Origin of the sequence: Mesorhizobium sp. M1403, assembly GCF_040317695.1 — a bacterium.
GTDB lineage: Bacteria > Pseudomonadota > Alphaproteobacteria > Rhizobiales > Rhizobiaceae > Mesorhizobium.
On the sequence record NZ_JAMYKY010000042.1, the window covers coordinates 12,737 to 29,392 of the forward strand.

The 16,656-nt window shown below is 57.8% G+C and carries 8 protein-coding genes and 9 pseudogenes; 11 read left to right on the forward strand and 6 right to left on the reverse strand.

The window, feature by feature from the left end; translation table 11 throughout:
- Positions 1 to 116 precede the first annotated feature (116 nt).
- From NKH01_RS32595 to NKH01_RS32615, 5 genes and pseudogenes are all read left to right on the forward strand, one after another.
- Positions 117 to 1,340 carry an ATP-grasp domain-containing protein gene (locus tag NKH01_RS32595; RefSeq protein ID WP_353024397.1) on the forward strand — a complete coding sequence of 408 codons (1,224 nt, stop codon included), beginning with the start codon at positions 117 to 119 and terminating at the stop codon, positions 1,338 to 1,340.
- A gap of 239 nt (positions 1,341 to 1,579) precedes the next feature.
- A pseudogene (locus tag NKH01_RS32600) lies at positions 1,580 to 1,759 on the forward strand (IS5/IS1182 family transposase); the annotation flags it as partial.
- A gap of 539 nt (positions 1,760 to 2,298) precedes the next feature.
- Positions 2,299 to 2,442: pseudogene (locus NKH01_RS32605) on the forward strand (ArsR family transcriptional regulator); the annotation flags it as partial.
- A 327-nt stretch (positions 2,443 to 2,769) separates the two neighbouring features.
- Positions 2,770 to 3,729 (forward strand): aminotransferase class IV, encoded by a 960-nt coding sequence (locus tag NKH01_RS32610; protein WP_353024399.1) that lies wholly within the window; start codon positions 2,770 to 2,772, stop codon positions 3,727 to 3,729.
- Positions 3,730 to 3,788: 59 nt separating this feature from the next.
- Positions 3,789 to 4,970: a glycine C-acetyltransferase gene (locus NKH01_RS32615; RefSeq protein WP_353024411.1), complete on the forward strand. Its 1,182-nt coding sequence runs from the start codon at positions 3,789 to 3,791 to the stop codon at positions 4,968 to 4,970.
- Positions 4,971 to 5,308: 338 nt separating this feature from the next.
- Here the strand turns inward: NKH01_RS32615 and NKH01_RS32620 are convergent.
- The 3 pseudogenes from NKH01_RS32620 to NKH01_RS32630 form a co-directional block, all read right to left on the reverse strand.
- Positions 5,309 to 6,272: pseudogene (locus NKH01_RS32620) on the reverse strand (IS110 family RNA-guided transposase).
- Between the two features lie 273 nt (positions 6,273 to 6,545).
- Positions 6,546 to 7,321 (reverse strand): annotated as a pseudogene (gene istB, locus NKH01_RS32625) (IS21-like element helper ATPase IstB).
- Positions 7,322 to 7,338: 17 nt separating this feature from the next.
- A pseudogene (locus NKH01_RS32630) lies at positions 7,339 to 7,794 on the reverse strand (IS21 family transposase); the annotation flags it as partial.
- A gap of 81 nt (positions 7,795 to 7,875) precedes the next feature.
- On the opposite strand from NKH01_RS32630, the gene istA (NKH01_RS32635) reads away from it, so the two are divergent.
- Both istA (NKH01_RS32635) and istB (NKH01_RS32640) read left to right on the forward strand, forming a co-directional pair.
- Positions 7,876 to 9,165, forward strand: a complete 1,290-nt coding sequence (gene istA, locus NKH01_RS32635) for an IS21 family transposase (protein ID WP_352618700.1) — start codon at positions 7,876 to 7,878, stop codon at positions 9,163 to 9,165.
- Positions 9,165 to 9,965 (forward strand): IS21-like element ISSme2 family helper ATPase IstB, encoded by an 801-nt coding sequence (gene istB, locus NKH01_RS32640; RefSeq protein WP_353024401.1) that lies wholly within the window; start codon positions 9,165 to 9,167, stop codon positions 9,963 to 9,965. The genes istA (NKH01_RS32635) and istB (NKH01_RS32640) overlap by 1 nt, the downstream gene beginning before the upstream one ends.
- Positions 9,966 to 10,024: 59 nt before the next feature.
- Here the strand turns inward: istB (NKH01_RS32640) and istA (NKH01_RS32645) are convergent.
- Positions 10,025 to 11,112, reverse strand: a pseudogene (gene istA / locus NKH01_RS32645) (IS21 family transposase); the annotation flags it as partial.
- A gap of 465 nt (positions 11,113 to 11,577) precedes the next feature.
- On the opposite strand from istA (NKH01_RS32645), the pseudogene NKH01_RS32650 reads away from it, so the two are divergent.
- Positions 11,578 to 11,968 (forward strand): annotated as a pseudogene (locus NKH01_RS32650) (transposase); the annotation flags it as partial.
- A 320-nt stretch (positions 11,969 to 12,288) separates the two neighbouring features.
- Positions 12,289 to 12,450 (forward strand): annotated as a pseudogene (locus NKH01_RS32655) (IS5/IS1182 family transposase); the annotation flags it as partial.
- 226 nt (positions 12,451 to 12,676) lie between these two features.
- On the opposite strand, the gene NKH01_RS32660 reads toward NKH01_RS32655, so the two are convergent.
- Together NKH01_RS32660 and NKH01_RS32665 are read right to left on the reverse strand one after the other, a co-directional pair.
- The gene (locus NKH01_RS32660; protein ID WP_353024403.1) at positions 12,677 to 13,897 is read right to left on the reverse strand and encodes a M24 family metallopeptidase; all 1,221 of its coding nucleotides are present in this window, start codon (positions 13,895 to 13,897) and stop codon (positions 12,677 to 12,679) included.
- Between the two features lie 57 nt (positions 13,898 to 13,954).
- Positions 13,955 to 15,124 carry a M20 aminoacylase family protein gene (locus NKH01_RS32665; protein ID WP_353024405.1) on the reverse strand — a complete coding sequence of 390 codons (1,170 nt, stop codon included), beginning with the start codon at positions 15,122 to 15,124 and terminating at the stop codon, positions 13,955 to 13,957.
- Positions 15,125 to 15,729: 605 nt separating this feature from the next.
- Here NKH01_RS32665 and NKH01_RS32670 point away from each other — a divergent pair.
- A pseudogene (locus tag NKH01_RS32670) lies at positions 15,730 to 15,816 on the forward strand (transposase); the annotation flags it as partial.
- A gap of 256 nt (positions 15,817 to 16,072) precedes the next feature.
- Positions 16,073 to 16,656 (forward strand): ABC transporter substrate-binding protein (locus NKH01_RS32675; RefSeq protein WP_353024407.1); only part of this gene is annotated, 584 nt, incomplete at its 3' end.

A 16,656-nucleotide genomic window follows, 5' to 3' on the forward strand; every position in this document is an offset into this window, starting at 1 on the left:
CAATCTTCGCGGCCGCAGATCGATACCACTGATACCTTCACCACAAGGTCTGAGGTCAGGCAGAGCCGAAAGGTGTTATGCCGATCTCCACTCGAATTACGCCACGGAGGTTAACGATGGCAAGAGGGGCACTCGTACTGGTTGAAGGGAGAACTAATATTCCGCTATACGTTCAGTATGTCCAAGCGGCCAAGCGTCTCGGTCTTCAACCAATTACGCTGTCGGCTGATCCAGCTCGATATGACTGCCTTGCGGCAGAAGGAATTGAGGTGGTCCGTGTCGATACAGACGATCTCGATGCGCTGATCCGCGAATGCTCCCGGCTAAAAGCTACCTATGGCATTGCTGGCATTACGTCCGCCGTGGAGTTGTTCTATGCGACAGCTGGCAAGCTCAGCCGGTACTTCGATTTACCCGGACCGAACCCCGAGTCGATTGCACGCTGCTGTGACAAAGTTACTCAGCGTCAGCTCCTCGCGCAGGCCGGCGTTCCAATACCCGCTTGTCGCGTGGCGACGGAAGCGGCGGACGTGGAAAGCGCTGCTGCGGAGATCGGCCTGCCGGTGGTTGCTAAGCCAGCCGTAGGCAGCGGCAGCGTGGGGGTCCGATTGTGCCGCAGTCTGGAAGAGTTGGTCGAACATACGACCTGTCTGTTGGGTGGGAAGCACATATGGCGGTCTTCGCCGAGGATACTGGTCGAAGAATTCGCACAGGGCCCGCATTATAGCATCGACATAATGGGAAATGAGATCACTGGCATTAGCCTCCTTGACTTCTCCCGCCCGCCCCATTTCGCCTACCGTGAGCTCACCTACCCGGCCGTGCTGACCGATGACGAGCATCATCGTATCGCCGATGTTTCGCTGAGCTGTTTGCGAGCTCTCGGCCTTGGCTGGGGTCCAACGAACGTTGAACTCCGGTGGACGCAACGTGGTCCAGTCGTCATCGAAGTCAATCCGCGTCTTCCAGGTTCGCCCACGCCTGAACTGGTTCAGCTGGCTTACGGTGTCGACCTCGTCACCGAGCACATCAAACTCGTGATCGGTGACGAATGGAATTTGCGGCGAAGCCATTCGCAGACTGCGATCGCGCGGTTCCTAGTTCCTGATCGCGATGGCACCCTCGATTGGATCGATGGCTACAATCGGGCGGCTGCTGTATCCGGTGTCGCCGAGGTCAAGCTGTATATTGAACCCAGGACGGCGATCGTTAGGAAAGGCGATATCCGAGATCATATCGGATGTGTCATCGCCGCTTCCCCCACCCATGCTCGGACTGAAGCGATACTTCAACGTGCCGTCGCGTTAATCGACTGGTCGATTACACCATTTTCGACCTGACCTGAGACCGTGTTGTTGGCGCACATCAGGACGTTCGTATGAAAATGTTGAACCAGTTTAGTCGGCCGTGAACTATGCGCAAGCCATTGATCTGGCGTGTTGATTGCGGAAGATCGTGGTTTCGGCATTGCAGGATTTGCGGTGGTTGGCCGTGGTTTTCTTGCAATTCGGTTTTGCAGTTCCCTGCTGCTTATGGGCGTGATTCACTCGTCTGGGGGCGGTGAGTCGAGGGGACGGCGGTGTTCAGACCACGCGAGAAGCGCGAGACGGGAGAGCAGGATCTGTTCCGCTCCAGGCTCGATCAGATCATCAACATGAGGCACGAGCTGGTGCGGCGGTTGGCGCAGGCGATCGACTGGCTGGTGCTGGAAGAGCGGGTCGGCACGGTCTATTCGGACGGACCGGGCATGCCGCCCGTTGGCGACGCGGTGGAGACCATTTCTGCAGTGGCGTGGCATGCTAGTCATGGCCCAAGTCGGGCTGACCGCCGCAGGGGTGACTCGATGCTATCCCGTGCAGGCAAGGAAAGAGATGACGCCGAGCCCATCATCCGCGACCATGCAGCGAGAGGCAGGTAGCGTTCGCTATCGTGCTTAAAAATGGCCCTGAGATACTTGCCCGGCGGACCACCGAGGAGACACGATCCCGACACTCGGCATCGGCGCGGGTCAGCTGTCCTCGACAACCAGATCCTGGTGGTCGACGACAAGCTTGGCATCTTTGGCGACTCCCGCCCGAAATTCGTTAAGGCTATTCGGACCTCGGTTAGGCCGTTTCAGCCGCAATCGCTACGCGAATGAAGTGCGGGTGACATTTCACTCGTTGAAGCGCTCGGGAAGTCGCTGACCGTCGTTGTAACGGTGGAACTCGATCGCGATGGCCTGGACCTCGTCGACGACTTCAAGCGAACTATGCGGGCGGCAAAGAAGTCACGCAGTGCTATACGCTCACAGGCGATACTGATTTCGTTCTTATTGTTGCAGTGGAGGACGTCGAAGCGTTTTACGTCTTCGTCAAGACAAAACGACACCAACCCGAATGTCCGCAAGTTTCAGGAGGCATGATTGCGCTGGACCGCGTAAACTTTGAGCCTCGGTGCTAGTTTAGCTTCTTTTCAGCTGAACTTTCCGCCACTTCTAGCCCGTTTTTGAAGCGTTCATTGCGCCCAGAGTGCCACTTTGATGGCATTCCATGCATCGAATTCTGCGATCTAATTGAAACGCTGGGTGAACCGGCTGCGGGTCGGTAATGGGGATTATGCCCGGCTCAGGCGGCATCGATTACGCTGATGACATTTGGCACGCCCGCCGTGCTGGCGGTCTAAGGTGTGCCAACATTTGTGAGACGTGCAGCCGTTGAGCGTTTCGCGGCAGCAAGTCATGAGCAGGGGTGCGGAGCACCCCTATTGTAAGATTTGGAGAACCCTGGAATGACATCTGCTGTAGCCGAACCCGCGACGGCTCTTCCGGCCATAGAGCAACGCCATCGCGATCAACGGCAGTACCCTCACGGCGTAGCCTTCATGGACGGTCAGTATCTGCCAATGTCCGAAGCCAAGGTGTCTGTGCTGGACTGGGGTTTCCTGCATTCCGATGCCACCTACGATACAGTTCATGTATGGGACGGAAGGTTCTTCAGGCTGGACCTGCACTTGGATCGATTCTCGCGCGGAATGGAAAAGCTTCGCATGAAACTTCCCTATAGCCGCACTGAGATTGAGAAAATCCTGTCAACCTGCGTGGCGTTATCCGGGCACAAGTCCGCGTATGTCGAAATGGTCTGCACGCGCGGTGTGTCGCCCACCTTTAGCCGTGACCCGCGCCGGGCGGAAAATAGGTTTATTGCTTTCGCGGTGCCTTTCGGGTCGGTCGCCAACAAGGAGCAGCTCGAACGCGGCCTGCACGTCGCCATCAGCGATACCGTTCGCATCCCACCCAAGTCAATCGATCCAGCCATCAAGAACTATCACTGGCTCGACCTCGTAAAGGGTCTGTTCGATGCATACGACTATGGAGCCGAAACTGCATTGATCGTGGACATCCAAGACAACATTGCCGAGGGTCCTGGTTTCAACGTTTTCAATGTTAAAGACGGCCGCTTGAAGACACCGGCTTATGGCGTCCTCGCGGGCATTACCCGGCAGACCGTATTTGATCTATGCGGCGAATTGGGCCTCTCCGTCAGTGCCGGCGATATTGATCGCGGCGAGCTGACGGGGGCCGACGAGGTTTTCATCACGTCTACAGCAGGCGGAATTATGCCGGTAACCAAGGTCAACGAGACAGTTGTAGGGGACGGAAAGGTTGGCGCTGTAACACGCCAGTTGACGGACCTGTACTGGAGAAAGCATGCCGACCCCGCATGGTCCACCCCGGTAAATTACGAATAGTAGCGATCGATGTCGTCCCTCCCCTGTGAGGAGGGCTTTTGCGTGCCGTGATTTTGCCGATGACCGACGCCTTTATTTCTCATCTCTCGACTGAACTCGTCGGCCTGAAATCGGCCGGTCTCTACAAATCCGAGCGGGTGGTAACCTCGACCCAATCGGCCGAGATCGAGGTCGGCGGCGAGAAGGTGCTGAATTTCTGCGCCAATAATTATCTCGGCCTCGCCGACAGCGCCGAACTGCGCGAGGCGGCCAAGCAGGCGCTCGACCGTTACGGCTACGGCATGGCGTCGGTGCGCTTCATCTGCGGCACGCAGGAAGAACACAAGCAGCTCGAGGCGACCATTTCTGACTTCCTCGGCATGGAGGACACCATCCTCTACGGCTCCTGCTTCGACGCCAATGGCGGCCTGTTCGAGACGCTGCTCGGCGAGGAGGATGCGGTCATCTCCGATGCACTGAACCACGCCTCGATCATCGACGGCGTGCGGCTGTCGAAGGCAAAGCGCTTGCGCTACGCCAACAACGACATGGCCGATCTGGAGGCGCGGTTGAAAGAGGCGCGCGACTGCCGGTTCCGGCTGATCGCCACCGACGGCGTGTTCTCGATGGATGGCATCATCGCCAATCTGAAGGGCGTCTGCGACCTCGCCGACAAATATGACGCAATGGTCATGGTCGACGACAGCCATGCAGTTGGTTTCGTCGGCAGGAACGGCCGTGGCTCGGCCGAACATTGCGGCGTCGAGGGCAGGGTGGACATCATCACCGGTACGCTCGGCAAGGCATTGGGCGGCGCGTCGGGCGGCTATACATCGGGCAGGAAGCAGGTGGTCGACTGGCTGCGCCAGCGCTCGCGGCCCTATCTGTTCTCCAACACGCTGATGCCGGCGATCGCTGGCGCTTCGATTCGGGTGTTCGAACTGATCGGCAATGGCGATGCGTTGCGTCAGCGCCTATATGCCAACGCAGCGCGGTTTCGCTCCGAGATGGGCAGGCTTGGCTTTACACTGGCCGGCGCCGACCATCCGATCATCCCGGTGATGCTGGGCGACGCGACGCTGGCGCAGGAAATGGCGGCGCGGATGCTGAAGCGCGGTATCTATGTCATCGGCTTCTCGTTCCCGGTGGTGCCGAAGGGCCAGGCGCGCATCCGCACGCAGATGTCGGCCGCCCATTCCGGCGCTGACATCGATCGTGCGGTTGAGGCGTTCGCCGCAGTTGGAGGGGCGCTTGGTGTGTGATATGACCCATAGAGGCATAGTCGCTAACGGGATCATGTAGCTCAAAGCCTGTGAAGCGGCATGCAAAATTGGCTTTGACTCATATGTGGAACGGCCCGGTTCGCAAGGTATTTGTCGCGTAAATCGCCGCCGAACGGTGCAGTCATATGTCCGGCCTGTCGTTGCGGTCGATGACCGCTGGCCACGATGAGATCCGCGATGCCGATTGCCTAATCACTTTCACGCGCTCGGATGGCGCACTGCGTCAGACGGTCTAATCGAGGTGGCGTCCCTCGGGTCATCACACTTTGGCGCCTTGCCGCTCTATCCCGGCATCAGCATGCCGGAATCCCTTTGTTCTATGCTCGCGTCATGATCGACGGCGCCTGGTAGATACCGCCTTTGGCGAGAAGCGCCCACATCGTCCCCGCCATCTTGTTAGCCAGCGCCACGGCCGCGACCTTAGGGCCGACGTGCCATCAAAGAAACGATCCAGGCGGGCAGCTTCAGGCCACGACGTGCCTGCTTCAAGATCGATGTCGCCCCGACGATCAGCAATGTTGGCAACTGCTTGTTGCCTTGCTTCGATATTCTGTCGAGTCGCTCCTTGCCGCTGGAGTTGGCCCTCGGCGTGGTCCCGATCCAGGCCGCCAGATCGCGTCCCGTTCTGAAGGCTGCGGGACCGTGGATAGTTGCGAGGACCGTCACCGCGATGATTGGACCAACGCCGGGAATGCTGGTGAGCCGTCTAGCGGTTTCGTCGTTCTTCACGGCGGCAACGATCTTCGTGTCGGGCGCTTCGATACGAACCGTCGGTCTCTCGATTTGCTCAGCCATCTCCAGGAGTGCCGCTCGCGCTGCGGATGGAAGGCGGGCATCGTCGCCGTCGCGTAGAATGACGATGAGTTTGGCGATGCTGGTCACCCGGTTGCAACGATGATCCCCAGCTCGGCCATATGAGCGCGCATCGCTTTGCCGTCTGGCTCCGCTGGCGCACAAAAAGCCCCCTGGTCTTCAGCACCATTCCCGCCGCCTGCTCTTCCAGCGATTTGATCGGCACGAAGCGCATAGTCGGACGCGTTACCGCCTCGTAGATTGCCTCCGCATCGGCTGCGTCGGTCTTATTGCGCTTCAGATAGGCTTTAACTAAGCCGGCGGCATAATCCTGACTGTATGGCCGAACTCGCCGATAGCATTCGCCCAGTGGTGTGCGCTAGCACAGGCCTCCCTGCCGACGAGGCAGGGTTCACGGCCGCGGAAGAAGTCCAGCATCTGCGGTCGCCGCAGAGCGCGCCGGACAACAACGCGACCATCTTCTGTGATGCCGTGGACCTGGAAGACCTACTTGGCCAAGTCCAGACCGATTGTCGTAATCTTTTCGATGCAACGGTTCCTTCTGTTTCGTGGCGAAGGCATCACCACGATAGGCACCTTCGATGCCGCTTCGAAGGGCCGTTCCACGCCATCAATTTTGATGCTGAAGTGGATCAGTGCGGATTTCACTAAATTGGGACAGCCGTTTCAGTAAATCGCGGACAAGCGTTTCGCTAAGTCGCGGACAACGGAAGCGATCGAGTTCCGGTTGCCTTGTTGCTGTTAGGAGTGATTGATTTCGGTTATTTCGCTGCCGGTCAAGAGCGTCGATGGTTTTCGCTTTCGCATGCTGTCGCCTTCGAGCGTTATGCGGTGCGCATTGTGAACGATACGGTCCAGGATCGCATCGGCTAAAGTGACCTCTCCGATCATTTCATGCCAGGCGGCCACAGGAAGTTGAGCCGTGACAGCGTCGATTTCCGCCGGTATCGCTCCTCGAAGATTTCGAGCAGATCGAGGCGCTGCCTGTCGCTCAGCGTATGCGTTCCCCAATCGTCGAGGATCAGCAGCTGGACGCGAGCGAGTTTATCGATAAGGCGCGGGAAGCGTCCGTCGAGCCTTGCAAGTGCGAGATCCTCGAAGAGCCGTGGCATGCGAACGTAGAGCACGGAATAGTCCAGACGGGCCGCCTGTCGTCCGAAGGCGCAGGCAATCCATGTCTTTCCGGTGCCCGTTTGGCCTGTCAGAATCAAGTTCTCGTTTGCCTTCAGCCATGCCCCCTGCGCCAAGGATAAGACGTTCCGGCGATCAAGGCCGCGGTGAGTGCTAAAATCGATGTCTTCGATCGAGGCATTGGCAAAACGCAGCTTTGCTGTTGCCAACCGATTGGTCAGCCGTTTGTCTGTTCTCAGTGCGATCTCGCGGTCGAGCATCAGGCCGAGCCGCTCGTCAAAGCTGAGGTCGTTTCCATGGACCTGCTCGGCAAGCTCGCGATAGGCCGCGACCATTCCGGCAAGGCCGAGCGTGTGCATGTGATCAAGGGTTGGATGTGTCAGCATCTGGGTGTTTTCCTTTCTCATTGATAGTAGGTTTTACCGCGGATATTGCCGTGCGGCGGTGCCGGCTTGACGGCCTCGCTCACGGGCGCAGCTTGGTCGAGACCAGATTTGAGAATGTTGGCGACGGACGAATAGCTCATTGCATTGATGGTCAAGGCACGCTCGCACGCCATTTCCAGGCGATCGGATTTGTAGCGTCGCGCCAAGGAAAGGACGCCCTGCGCGGATCGATAGCCTTGTTCCGGATGCGGGCGGTCACTCAGCAGACGCTCGATAAATATCGCCGTATTGCTCCCGACTTTTGCCGCTTCCTTGCGCAACGTGTGAGGCGTCGTGTTTGCATAGCGCTGGTGGGACTTCGGCATATGCTCATTGACGGTAATATGGCCCGAGCGCTGCGAGCTTCTGATGTGGCTGGCGATCCGCTTATGGTCAAAGAAGATCTCGACCGCCCGGTAGGTCAGTCTCACATCGACCCGCCTGTCAGGCGAAGTGAGAAACTGACCCCCTAACGAAACGAAGAACTGACCCCTCATTTTTGAGAGGATCAGTGGATGCAAGAAGAATTTCCATCGAAGCTCGCCTTGTCGACAACAATGCGGGTTGAGGAGATGCGGTCGGGGGAAGAAGTTTCAGCGATGGTTCGGCTGCATGAGGTCGGCTGGGGTGCGAAGCGCATTGCGCAAGAGTTCGGTTGCGCGCGCAATACGGTTCGCCGCTATCTGCGTGAAGGTGGTGTCGTGGCGTATCGCCAGCCTGCTCGTCGAACTGCATTCGACGGTCTGGACGATTGGCTTAGAGAGCGTTTCTTTCGTCATGATGGAAACGCGGATGTCATTCGCCAGGAATTGGCGAGCGAACATGGTATCGTGATCGGGCTTCGCTCGGTGGAGCTGAGAGTGAAGCGCTGGCGGCGGGAATTGAAGGCGCAGAAGCGCGCGACGGTTCGCTTTGAGACGGCGCCAGGTCATCAGATGCAGATCGACTTTGGCGATACGCGCGTGTGGATCGGCGGCGAGCGGTTGCGCGTTCACCTGTTCGTGGGGACGCTGGGCTATTCGCGACGGGTGCATATCCGCCCCTCTTTACGGGAGCGCCAGGCGGACTGGTTTGATGGGATGGAAGGAGCCTTCCTGCGCTTCAGCGGGGTTCCAGCGGAGGTTCTGCTGGATAATGCGAAGGCTCTGGTCGAGCACCATGACGCGGTGACGCGCGAGGTGAGGTTCAATGCCCGACTGCATGCCTTTGCCCGCTACTGGGGCTTTACGCCACGAGCTTGCGCGCCATATCGGGCCCGCACGAAGGGCAAGGACGAGCGTGGGGTCGCCTACGTCAAGAAGAACGCGATCGCCGGCCGCCGTTTCGAGAGCTGGGCGGCGTTCGAGGCGCATCTGGATCGGTGGACGCGCGAGATTGCCGACCAGCGTGAGCATGGCACGACCGGCGTCGCGCCTGCGGAACGTTTTGCCGCTGAGGCCGGTGCGCTTCGGCCGCTTGCAGGCCGGGCGCCGTTCGGACAACTACGTGATCTGGTGCGCAAGGTTCAGGCGGACTGCGCGATCGACCTCGATACGAACAGCTACTCAGTGCCCTGGCGCCTGATCGGAGAGAGCGTTCAGGTAGTGGTTCTGGCCGGTCGCGTCATCATCCGTCATGCGGGCCGGGTGGTGGCTGATCATTCCCAATGCCAAGGCCGCCGACAACGGATCGTGGACCGGGCGCATTTTGTCGGCGTGGCTGGCGCCGAGGGACCAGTGCGCGCAGCAGCCCCTATAGAGATTGCTCCTTGCGCCTTGCTGCGGCCGCTGGCGGAATACGAGGCGGTTGTCGGGGGAGGCTGGTGATGACGACCGTGGATCACGACATGCTGGTCGCGACACTCGACCGGTTGAAGCTGACGGCAATCCGCGATCAACTCGACACGCTGCTGGATGAGGCTGCACGCTCGAAGATGACCTTGCGCGAGGCTTTGGCTTTCCTTGTGTCGCGCGAGATCGCGCGGCGTGACGAGCGGCGGATATTGATGTCGAGCAAACTGGCGCAGTTCCCGTTCGTGCGCGAACTCGACGGCTTCGACTTCGACGCGCAGCCATCGCTGGATCAGGGACAGATCAGGGAGCTTGCGACCTGCCGCTGGATCGCCCACGGCGACACAGTCCTGTTCCTTGGCCCTCCGGGCACGGGCAAGACCCATCTTGCAGTGAGCCTTGGCCGCGAGGCAATCCGCCAGAATTACAACGTGCAGTTCGTCACGGCAGCCACGTTGGTGGCGATGTTGGCCAAGGCCCACAGCGACGGCTCGCTCGACAAGCAGTTGACGATCCTGTCACGGCCGAAATTGCTGATCATCGACGAGCTCGGATATCTTCCCTTCGAGGCCAATGCCGCCCACCTCTTCTTCCACCTGGTGTCCCGCCGCTACGAGAAGGGATCGATCCTGATTACCTCCAACCGTTCGGTGGGTGAATGGGGGAGCGTTTTTGGAGATCCCGTGGTGGCCACGGCAATCTTGGATCGCCTGCTTCACCATTCAACTGTGATCACCATCAGGGGGGACAGCTACAGGCTGCGCGAAAAGCGACGGTCCGGCCTTCTGCAGAAGGTCGGCTCGGTGCCCGAAACAAACGAAACAGCAAACCAATGAAGGGGTCAGTTCTTCAGTTCGCCAAAGGGGTCAATTCCTGGATTCGTTTGACACCGCCTGCCGATCAGACCGTGCGGCACGGAGTAGAAGGTCTTGTCGACCTCGACATGATAGTCGGGATGGACCTTGGCGACTTTCCATTCTGCATATTCAAACGGTGTTGCCGGCAGTGGCTTGAGCTGGGTGCGTTCGATCTCATCAAACAACGCACGGCGGGATTTGCCATAACGGCGCATGGTCCGGCCGTTGAGGTCTCCGATCAAACTGCTGATCCGGATATTGAGATCAGCAAGGCTGAAGAAGCGTTCGTTTCGAAGCCTGGCCAGCACCCACCTCTCGACGATTAAAACTGAACCTTCGGCGGATGGCTTATCCCGAGGACGTTTTGGCCGCGCTGGCAGGATGGTCGTATCGTAGTGCTCGGCGAAGGCGGCGAAGGTCGCATTTAACGTCGGCTCGAACCAAAGAGCCTTGGCAACCGCGGATTTGAGATTGTCGCAGATCGTCGTCTTCGTCGCGCCGCCGAAGTAACTGAAGACCCGTTGGTTCGCTTCGATCCAATCCGGCAGCTTCTGGCTGAAGCTCGCATAAGAGAACGTCAATTGAGACGCGCTCAGCACCGCGACGTAAATCTGCGCTGCGCGGATCTCTCCTGTCGACGGGTCGATGACGGGGATCGTGTGGCCAGCATAGTCGCACTCCATGGCGACGCCAGCAACGTGCCGGCTGCGAAAGCTGGGTTTGACGCGGCTTTCGTATTCGGCAAAACGGCAGCAGAACCAGGTGTAGCCATAGCCGTCCAGATGGCTCTCACGATATTCCTGCCACAGCAGATTGAGCGTCACGCCCTTGCGCTTCAGCTCGCTGGCAATCTTGGGCCAGTCCGGCTCATCGATGTCACGCGGCGGCCGTCCCATCCGGCGAAAGAGCCGTCGCTCCAGAACCTCGTCATCGTCCAGTCCAGGGGCAGCGGCCAGACCGCAAGTCCGGCTTCCCGTGCCCGCAGCAGATACGTCGATACCGACGTCTTGCTGATCTTCAAACGCTCCGAAACGGCCCGCACAGGGAGTTCCTGCTCGAACGTCAGCCGCAGTATCGATCGGATGTCCTTCACGCTCGTATGTCTCGCTCGCTTCCGCCTCGGCATTGATGCCTCGCTTCGAATACGAGGGCAAAATGCCAGATCGGCGCTCACGAAAATCGACCTAATTCCGCCGCCTGTTTTGTCCGCGACTTACTGAAATCCCTGTCCCGAACTTAGTGAAATCCGTGTCCGCGACTTACTGAATTCCTTGTCCGGGACTTTGGGAAACCCGCAGATCAGCTCGCTCCGACGACGGGCCTGAATTAGGTCGATCTTTCCGCAGCCGTCCATCTGGCGTTTGACGAGCTTGATCTGGCCCTAAGTTTGGACGTTAGACCAAGGTGAGGAGATCGCCGCCTGGACGGCGGCACGCCGCAGGCCGATCCGCACCCGGCACCGCGACGAACAATCCCGACCTGCTGACCGCCGTTGAGCGACAGAGTACGAGGGCTGTCTCGCGCGAGAGGAAGCCAACATGGCGGTCCTTGAGCTGTCCAAATGGGGCGCGGGGAACCTGAAGCATCTCGACGCCTGCAGACCATGCCTGGTGCTGGCCCCGTCGCCGCGCTTGGGATCGAAACCTTCGTGCCGCCGATGGAGACGTTCAAGTGCGAGCGCGACTTTGCCGCCTGGCTCGGGTTGGTCCCGCTGCAGAAGTCGACCGGCGGCAAGCAACAACTAGGCAAGACGTCGAAAGGGTGAGCGCGACATTCGACGTCTGCTCATCGTCGGCACCATGGCCGTGGCGCAATGGGCATCCCGCAAGCGTGTACCGAGGGTCCCTGGCTTTGCCCGCATCATAGCGAAGAAGCCGCGCATGCTGGTGGCGATCGCGCTGGCCGACAAGATGGCGCGTGGCATCTGGGTTATGCTGACGAAACAAGAGGACTACCGGAATCCGGCGATGGTGCGGGCATAATCATTCAGCAGCACACCTGAAGCCGGTATGTCGGGGATGTTAGGAAGGCAAGAACCGCATGGGCAAATGATCGATCAGATCGGCGTCAGGAAAACCAGTGTTTGAACGAGAGCCTCATGAGCTCGCCAAGCAGAGTTGGAGCTGATCCGCGCATCACCATACCGGCACGCGGCATGTGAAATGGTCGCACCCGAAAGGCCTGACACAAGTCCGCACTCGATCACGCGTTCAAAGGTTCAAGTCTTTCTTGCAAAACGGCTGGCATCCACACAAGTTCAAGCGGGCCAACAAGGCGCTGCGCAAGCTCGTCAATCGCCAAGCGCCGCCGCTCCGCGATCGAGCCCGTGATCGGCCATATCAAGGCCGAACACCGGATGGACCGCAACTACCTCGCCGGCGAGCAGGGCGACGCCGTCAACGCCATCCCGGCCGCCGCCGGCTACAACTTCTCGCTCCTGCTCAACTGGTTCAGGCAGCTTGTGGCTTCGGTGGCCGCGCTTCAAAGCCAGTCGAAACAGTGCGCGGCTCCATTGTTCACGATCGACTATTCAATGGAGTTTGTCGCAGGAACGGCTGATGACGCTCGCATGCTTCGCATGCGCTGCATGCCCGCTCTCGCTTGCCTAATTTCTTCGATCGCAGTGGCGGCAATTCCCGCTCCGTCAAAGTTTGCACGGAGCTACGGCATGCATCTTGGCTACCTGCAGCCTACTTAACGACGGGTATTTGGCGCGGAGCACGCGAGGTAAGCAATTGCGCGCCGCTTTCGGTCACTACGACAACTTCTTCATGGAGCATTAGCTTTGACGAGCCATCAAAATAGCACGGGTAGGTCATACTGGGCTCAATATTGATGATCATGCCTGGCTTCAGGATCGTGTTGTCATTCTGCTGAACGGAAGGCAGCTCTGGCATCCATAGACCCATGGAGTGACCCATACGGCCAATGGAGGAGTTTCTTCCTCGATGTGTCGACTGAGATAGCGCATCGGACATTGCAGCCCAAACGTTACAGATTGGAACGCCCGGCTTCACAGCACTAATTCCTACTTCTGTCGCGTCCCAGACCGCCCGGTAGGCGTCTTGGGTATAGGGATCAGCTTCGCCAAAAGAAAAGTTGCGGTTGAAGTCGCTCCAGTAAAAATTAAACAGGCAACCAGCATCAATAAAAAGCACGTCCCCGTCGGATAGCACTTTATCGGTCGGCTCGCCGTAGCAGTGAGAATATCCTCCCCGGCCTGAAACACTGTCGATCTTAGGTGTTTTGTCGGCACCGAGCATGAAGCATTTAAGCTCAAAGAGACGGCAGGCCTGCCGCTCGGTCATTTCAACATGCAATTCTTCAGTCAAATTATCAAATACCTCAGAAACGATCCGACATATAGATCTGATACGAGCTATTTCGGCTTCGGACTTGATCATTCTCAATGGGGTAAAGATTAGCTCTGAAGCGTCGGCAAACGTCCGGGGCCATACTGCTTCGCTAACGCGGAAAAAATCTCCTGCGGGGAGACCGAGTCTGCTTTCTGGGCCAAGCTCGATACCCACTCGTGCATTTTCTGGCAATATTTCATTTAAGATTTCTGCGGTTTTTGAAACGCCTTCATCTTTAGGATTAGGACCATTCCAAGTACGGAAATCCTTTATCCAGGTAGTCTCTTTGAGAAATTCGTCTAGCCCAGTTGGGACGATTGCTATTGCGTCACCAGACTGCATGATTAGGAGAAAGCGCGGTCGTGTAGTTTGAATGGGAGTAGTACTGGTATCGCCAACAAAATACCGTAAGTTATGTTCGGACGTTACGAGAAGCGCGTCAAAGGCATGCTCCTTCATTAAATGCCGCGCCTTAGCAATCCGGCTCTGATATTCGAGCTGCGTAAAGGGGATGTGAGGAATGGTTGTAACGCCAGCAGAATAAGGATTTAACATTATATCACCTGCAAACTTACTTGTCACGCCGTTGTTAGCGCTGAGCGGAGGTTCTTCTTAAATAGCCAACACTGTCTCTACAAGGCTAATCCAGAACCCGATGCCATGGCCAAGGGCCTCATCGTTAAAATCATAAGCCGGATTGTGCAGGGAAGGCGATGATCCATTACCAAGAAAGATTATAGCGCCTGGCCGCGCCTCGAGCATGTAAGCGAAGTCCTCAGCGCCCATACTCATCCTGACCTTGTCGTCCACTGATGGGGCTCCCACCAAGTTGCGAGCCGCCGTGATCGCAAAATCTGTTTCTTTAGCGTGGTTAAAAGTAACTGGAACAGATCGGCGATACGTGAACTCGATATCGGCGCCGAACCCACGCGCAATGCCCTGAGCAGAAGCAAACACTTCTCGTTCGGCAAAATCTCTCAGTTCGGATGAAAGCGTCCTGACAGTTCCAGCGATTGCGACGTCATCGGGAATGATGTTATGGGATTCTGCGGCCTTTAACTTTGTCACCGAGATAACGAGGGGGTCCATAGGATCAGTCTTGCGCGAGACCAGTGTCTGCAGGCCCATGATGATCTGTGCTGCAATGACCACAGGATCTATAGTTCGATGTGGCGAAGCCGCATGGCCACCCTTGCCCTTTACGATGATGTCGAAGTCATCCTGCGACGCCATGATGGGGCCAGCGCGAATTGCGAATGTGCCGATCTCCACCCCTGGCCTGTTGTGCATGCCAAAGACCTGGGAGATGTTGAAACGATCCATGATCCCCTCTTGGACCATTTTCAGGCCACCCGATGGCAGTTCGATCTCTTCTGCCGGCTGGAAGATCAGAGCGACGGAGCCTTTGAAGTTGCGCGTTCTCGCGAAATGTTTCGCGGCGCCCAGCAACATGGCCGTGTGCCCGTCATGGCCGCATGCATGCATTCGGCCCAGCTTTTTCGATGTCCAGGGCTTGCCTGAAGCTTCAACAATCGGCAAGGCATCCATGTCAGCCCTCAACCCCACAGTCGGCCCGTCGCCGCCTTTACCTTGGACAATCGCGACTATGCCCGTCTCAGCAATTCCTGTTTCGATGTGATTGATACCAAACGAGGCTAATTTCTCCACGACAAATTGCGCTGTGTTAGGTAGCCGGAAATCGAGCTCAGGATGCTGATGAAGGTACCGGCGCCATTCGGTTGCTTCGCGCTGCAGATCCGGGAAGATTTCAGAGCTTGTCATTCTGCATTATCCACATTTGGGCTTGTTCCGCCGGACCGCTTTGATGCAAATTTCCAGCGTTATTCTGGTCGGACAACGGCAAAAGGGGCGCCGCAGCTGAATATGCCGCATTACGACGAGGGGTTTTGCATCAAACCGGGTTTCCTGTTGAAATGTCAGGCATATTAAAAGAACGATTTTTGAAATATCGCCAGCATTTGAGGCAAATGTATCCGGTCGTCAGATCGGCTTGCTCTGACCGACGCGGCGAAGAGCAACCTTCCGATTATTGGCCCAAGCCCGCACGAACTGGAAACAGAATGACATCGAATTGTCGCTCAGGCGGATGAAACTACCTCGCACAATGACTTTGCGACATGACGCTAGTTGAGAAAAGCGCCGAAATTAATTTGTTGCGCGAGATGATCGGCTTTGGCGTTGACACCGGCCGACTGATATCGTCTCTCGTGGATGGATGTGCCTGACTTTGCCATGTCGTCTGGCAAGCCGGATGCCTAACGAAAGGCGCATGTCCCGTTCGGCGAGAGGCGATGCGAAAACTGCAGCCGCAATGCGGTAAGGCGCGCTTCGCCTGCTCATCCACCTACTTGAAGGTGCGCCGCCGCGTCAAGCTCGTCGTTTCCGACGCACACGAAGGCCTCAAGGCGGCCGTCACCAAGATGCTGTGCGCGACATGGCAACTCTGCCGCGTCGCGCCGCCCGACTATCACGTCCGGCCTGTGAACGTTACTGGGACTGCTGCCGCGCACAAAACGAACTACACCACCGGGGGGGCGAGCCTTTTTCCGAAATGCGCAACGGGGTTTCAAACTGCACCACTTGGTGAAATATCCATTGCAGCAGCGGGTCGCTATGACGCGAAACTCTGATCCTGTCATGTCACAGTGTTCTCGGTCGACAAACTGCGCGGGTTATCTACGCGGCTGGCTCAAGACGGGGAACTGAAGCATGACAATCTCTCGACGCGACCTCATAAAGGCAGGCGTGGCTGCCGGAACGGCCTTTTCGATCCCGTCAGTCCTGCGGGCGCAGACAACCGCAAGTACGGAGCGGACAGTGCACATGGTGATGGGCTCTTTCCCTCGCGTCTTCGATCCGGTCTTTTCGACAGATGACACGATCCAGTCCCACGGCCTGGCAATTTACGACACGCTGTTTGCACTCGATTCCAAGTTCATGGCGCAGCCACAAATGGTGCAGAAATGGGGCGTTTCCGACGACAAGAAGACATATACATTTGAGCTCCGCGATGGTCTCGGGTGGCACGATGGCACCGCCGTCACTGCGGCGGACTGTGTCGCCTCGATCCGCCGATGGGCCCAGGTCCAGTCGGGCGGTCAGCTTTTGATGGAGCGAGCCAGGGATATTTCGAAGAAGGATGACAGGACCTTCACTATCGCGCTGAAGGAACCTTTAGGGCTTCTGCCCGAAATCCTAGCTTCGGCGCCGCCTCTGTTCATCATGCGCGAAAAGGACGCAAATCGCCCCGCAACCGAGCAGGTGACCGCGAATATCGGGTCGGGTCCGTTTAA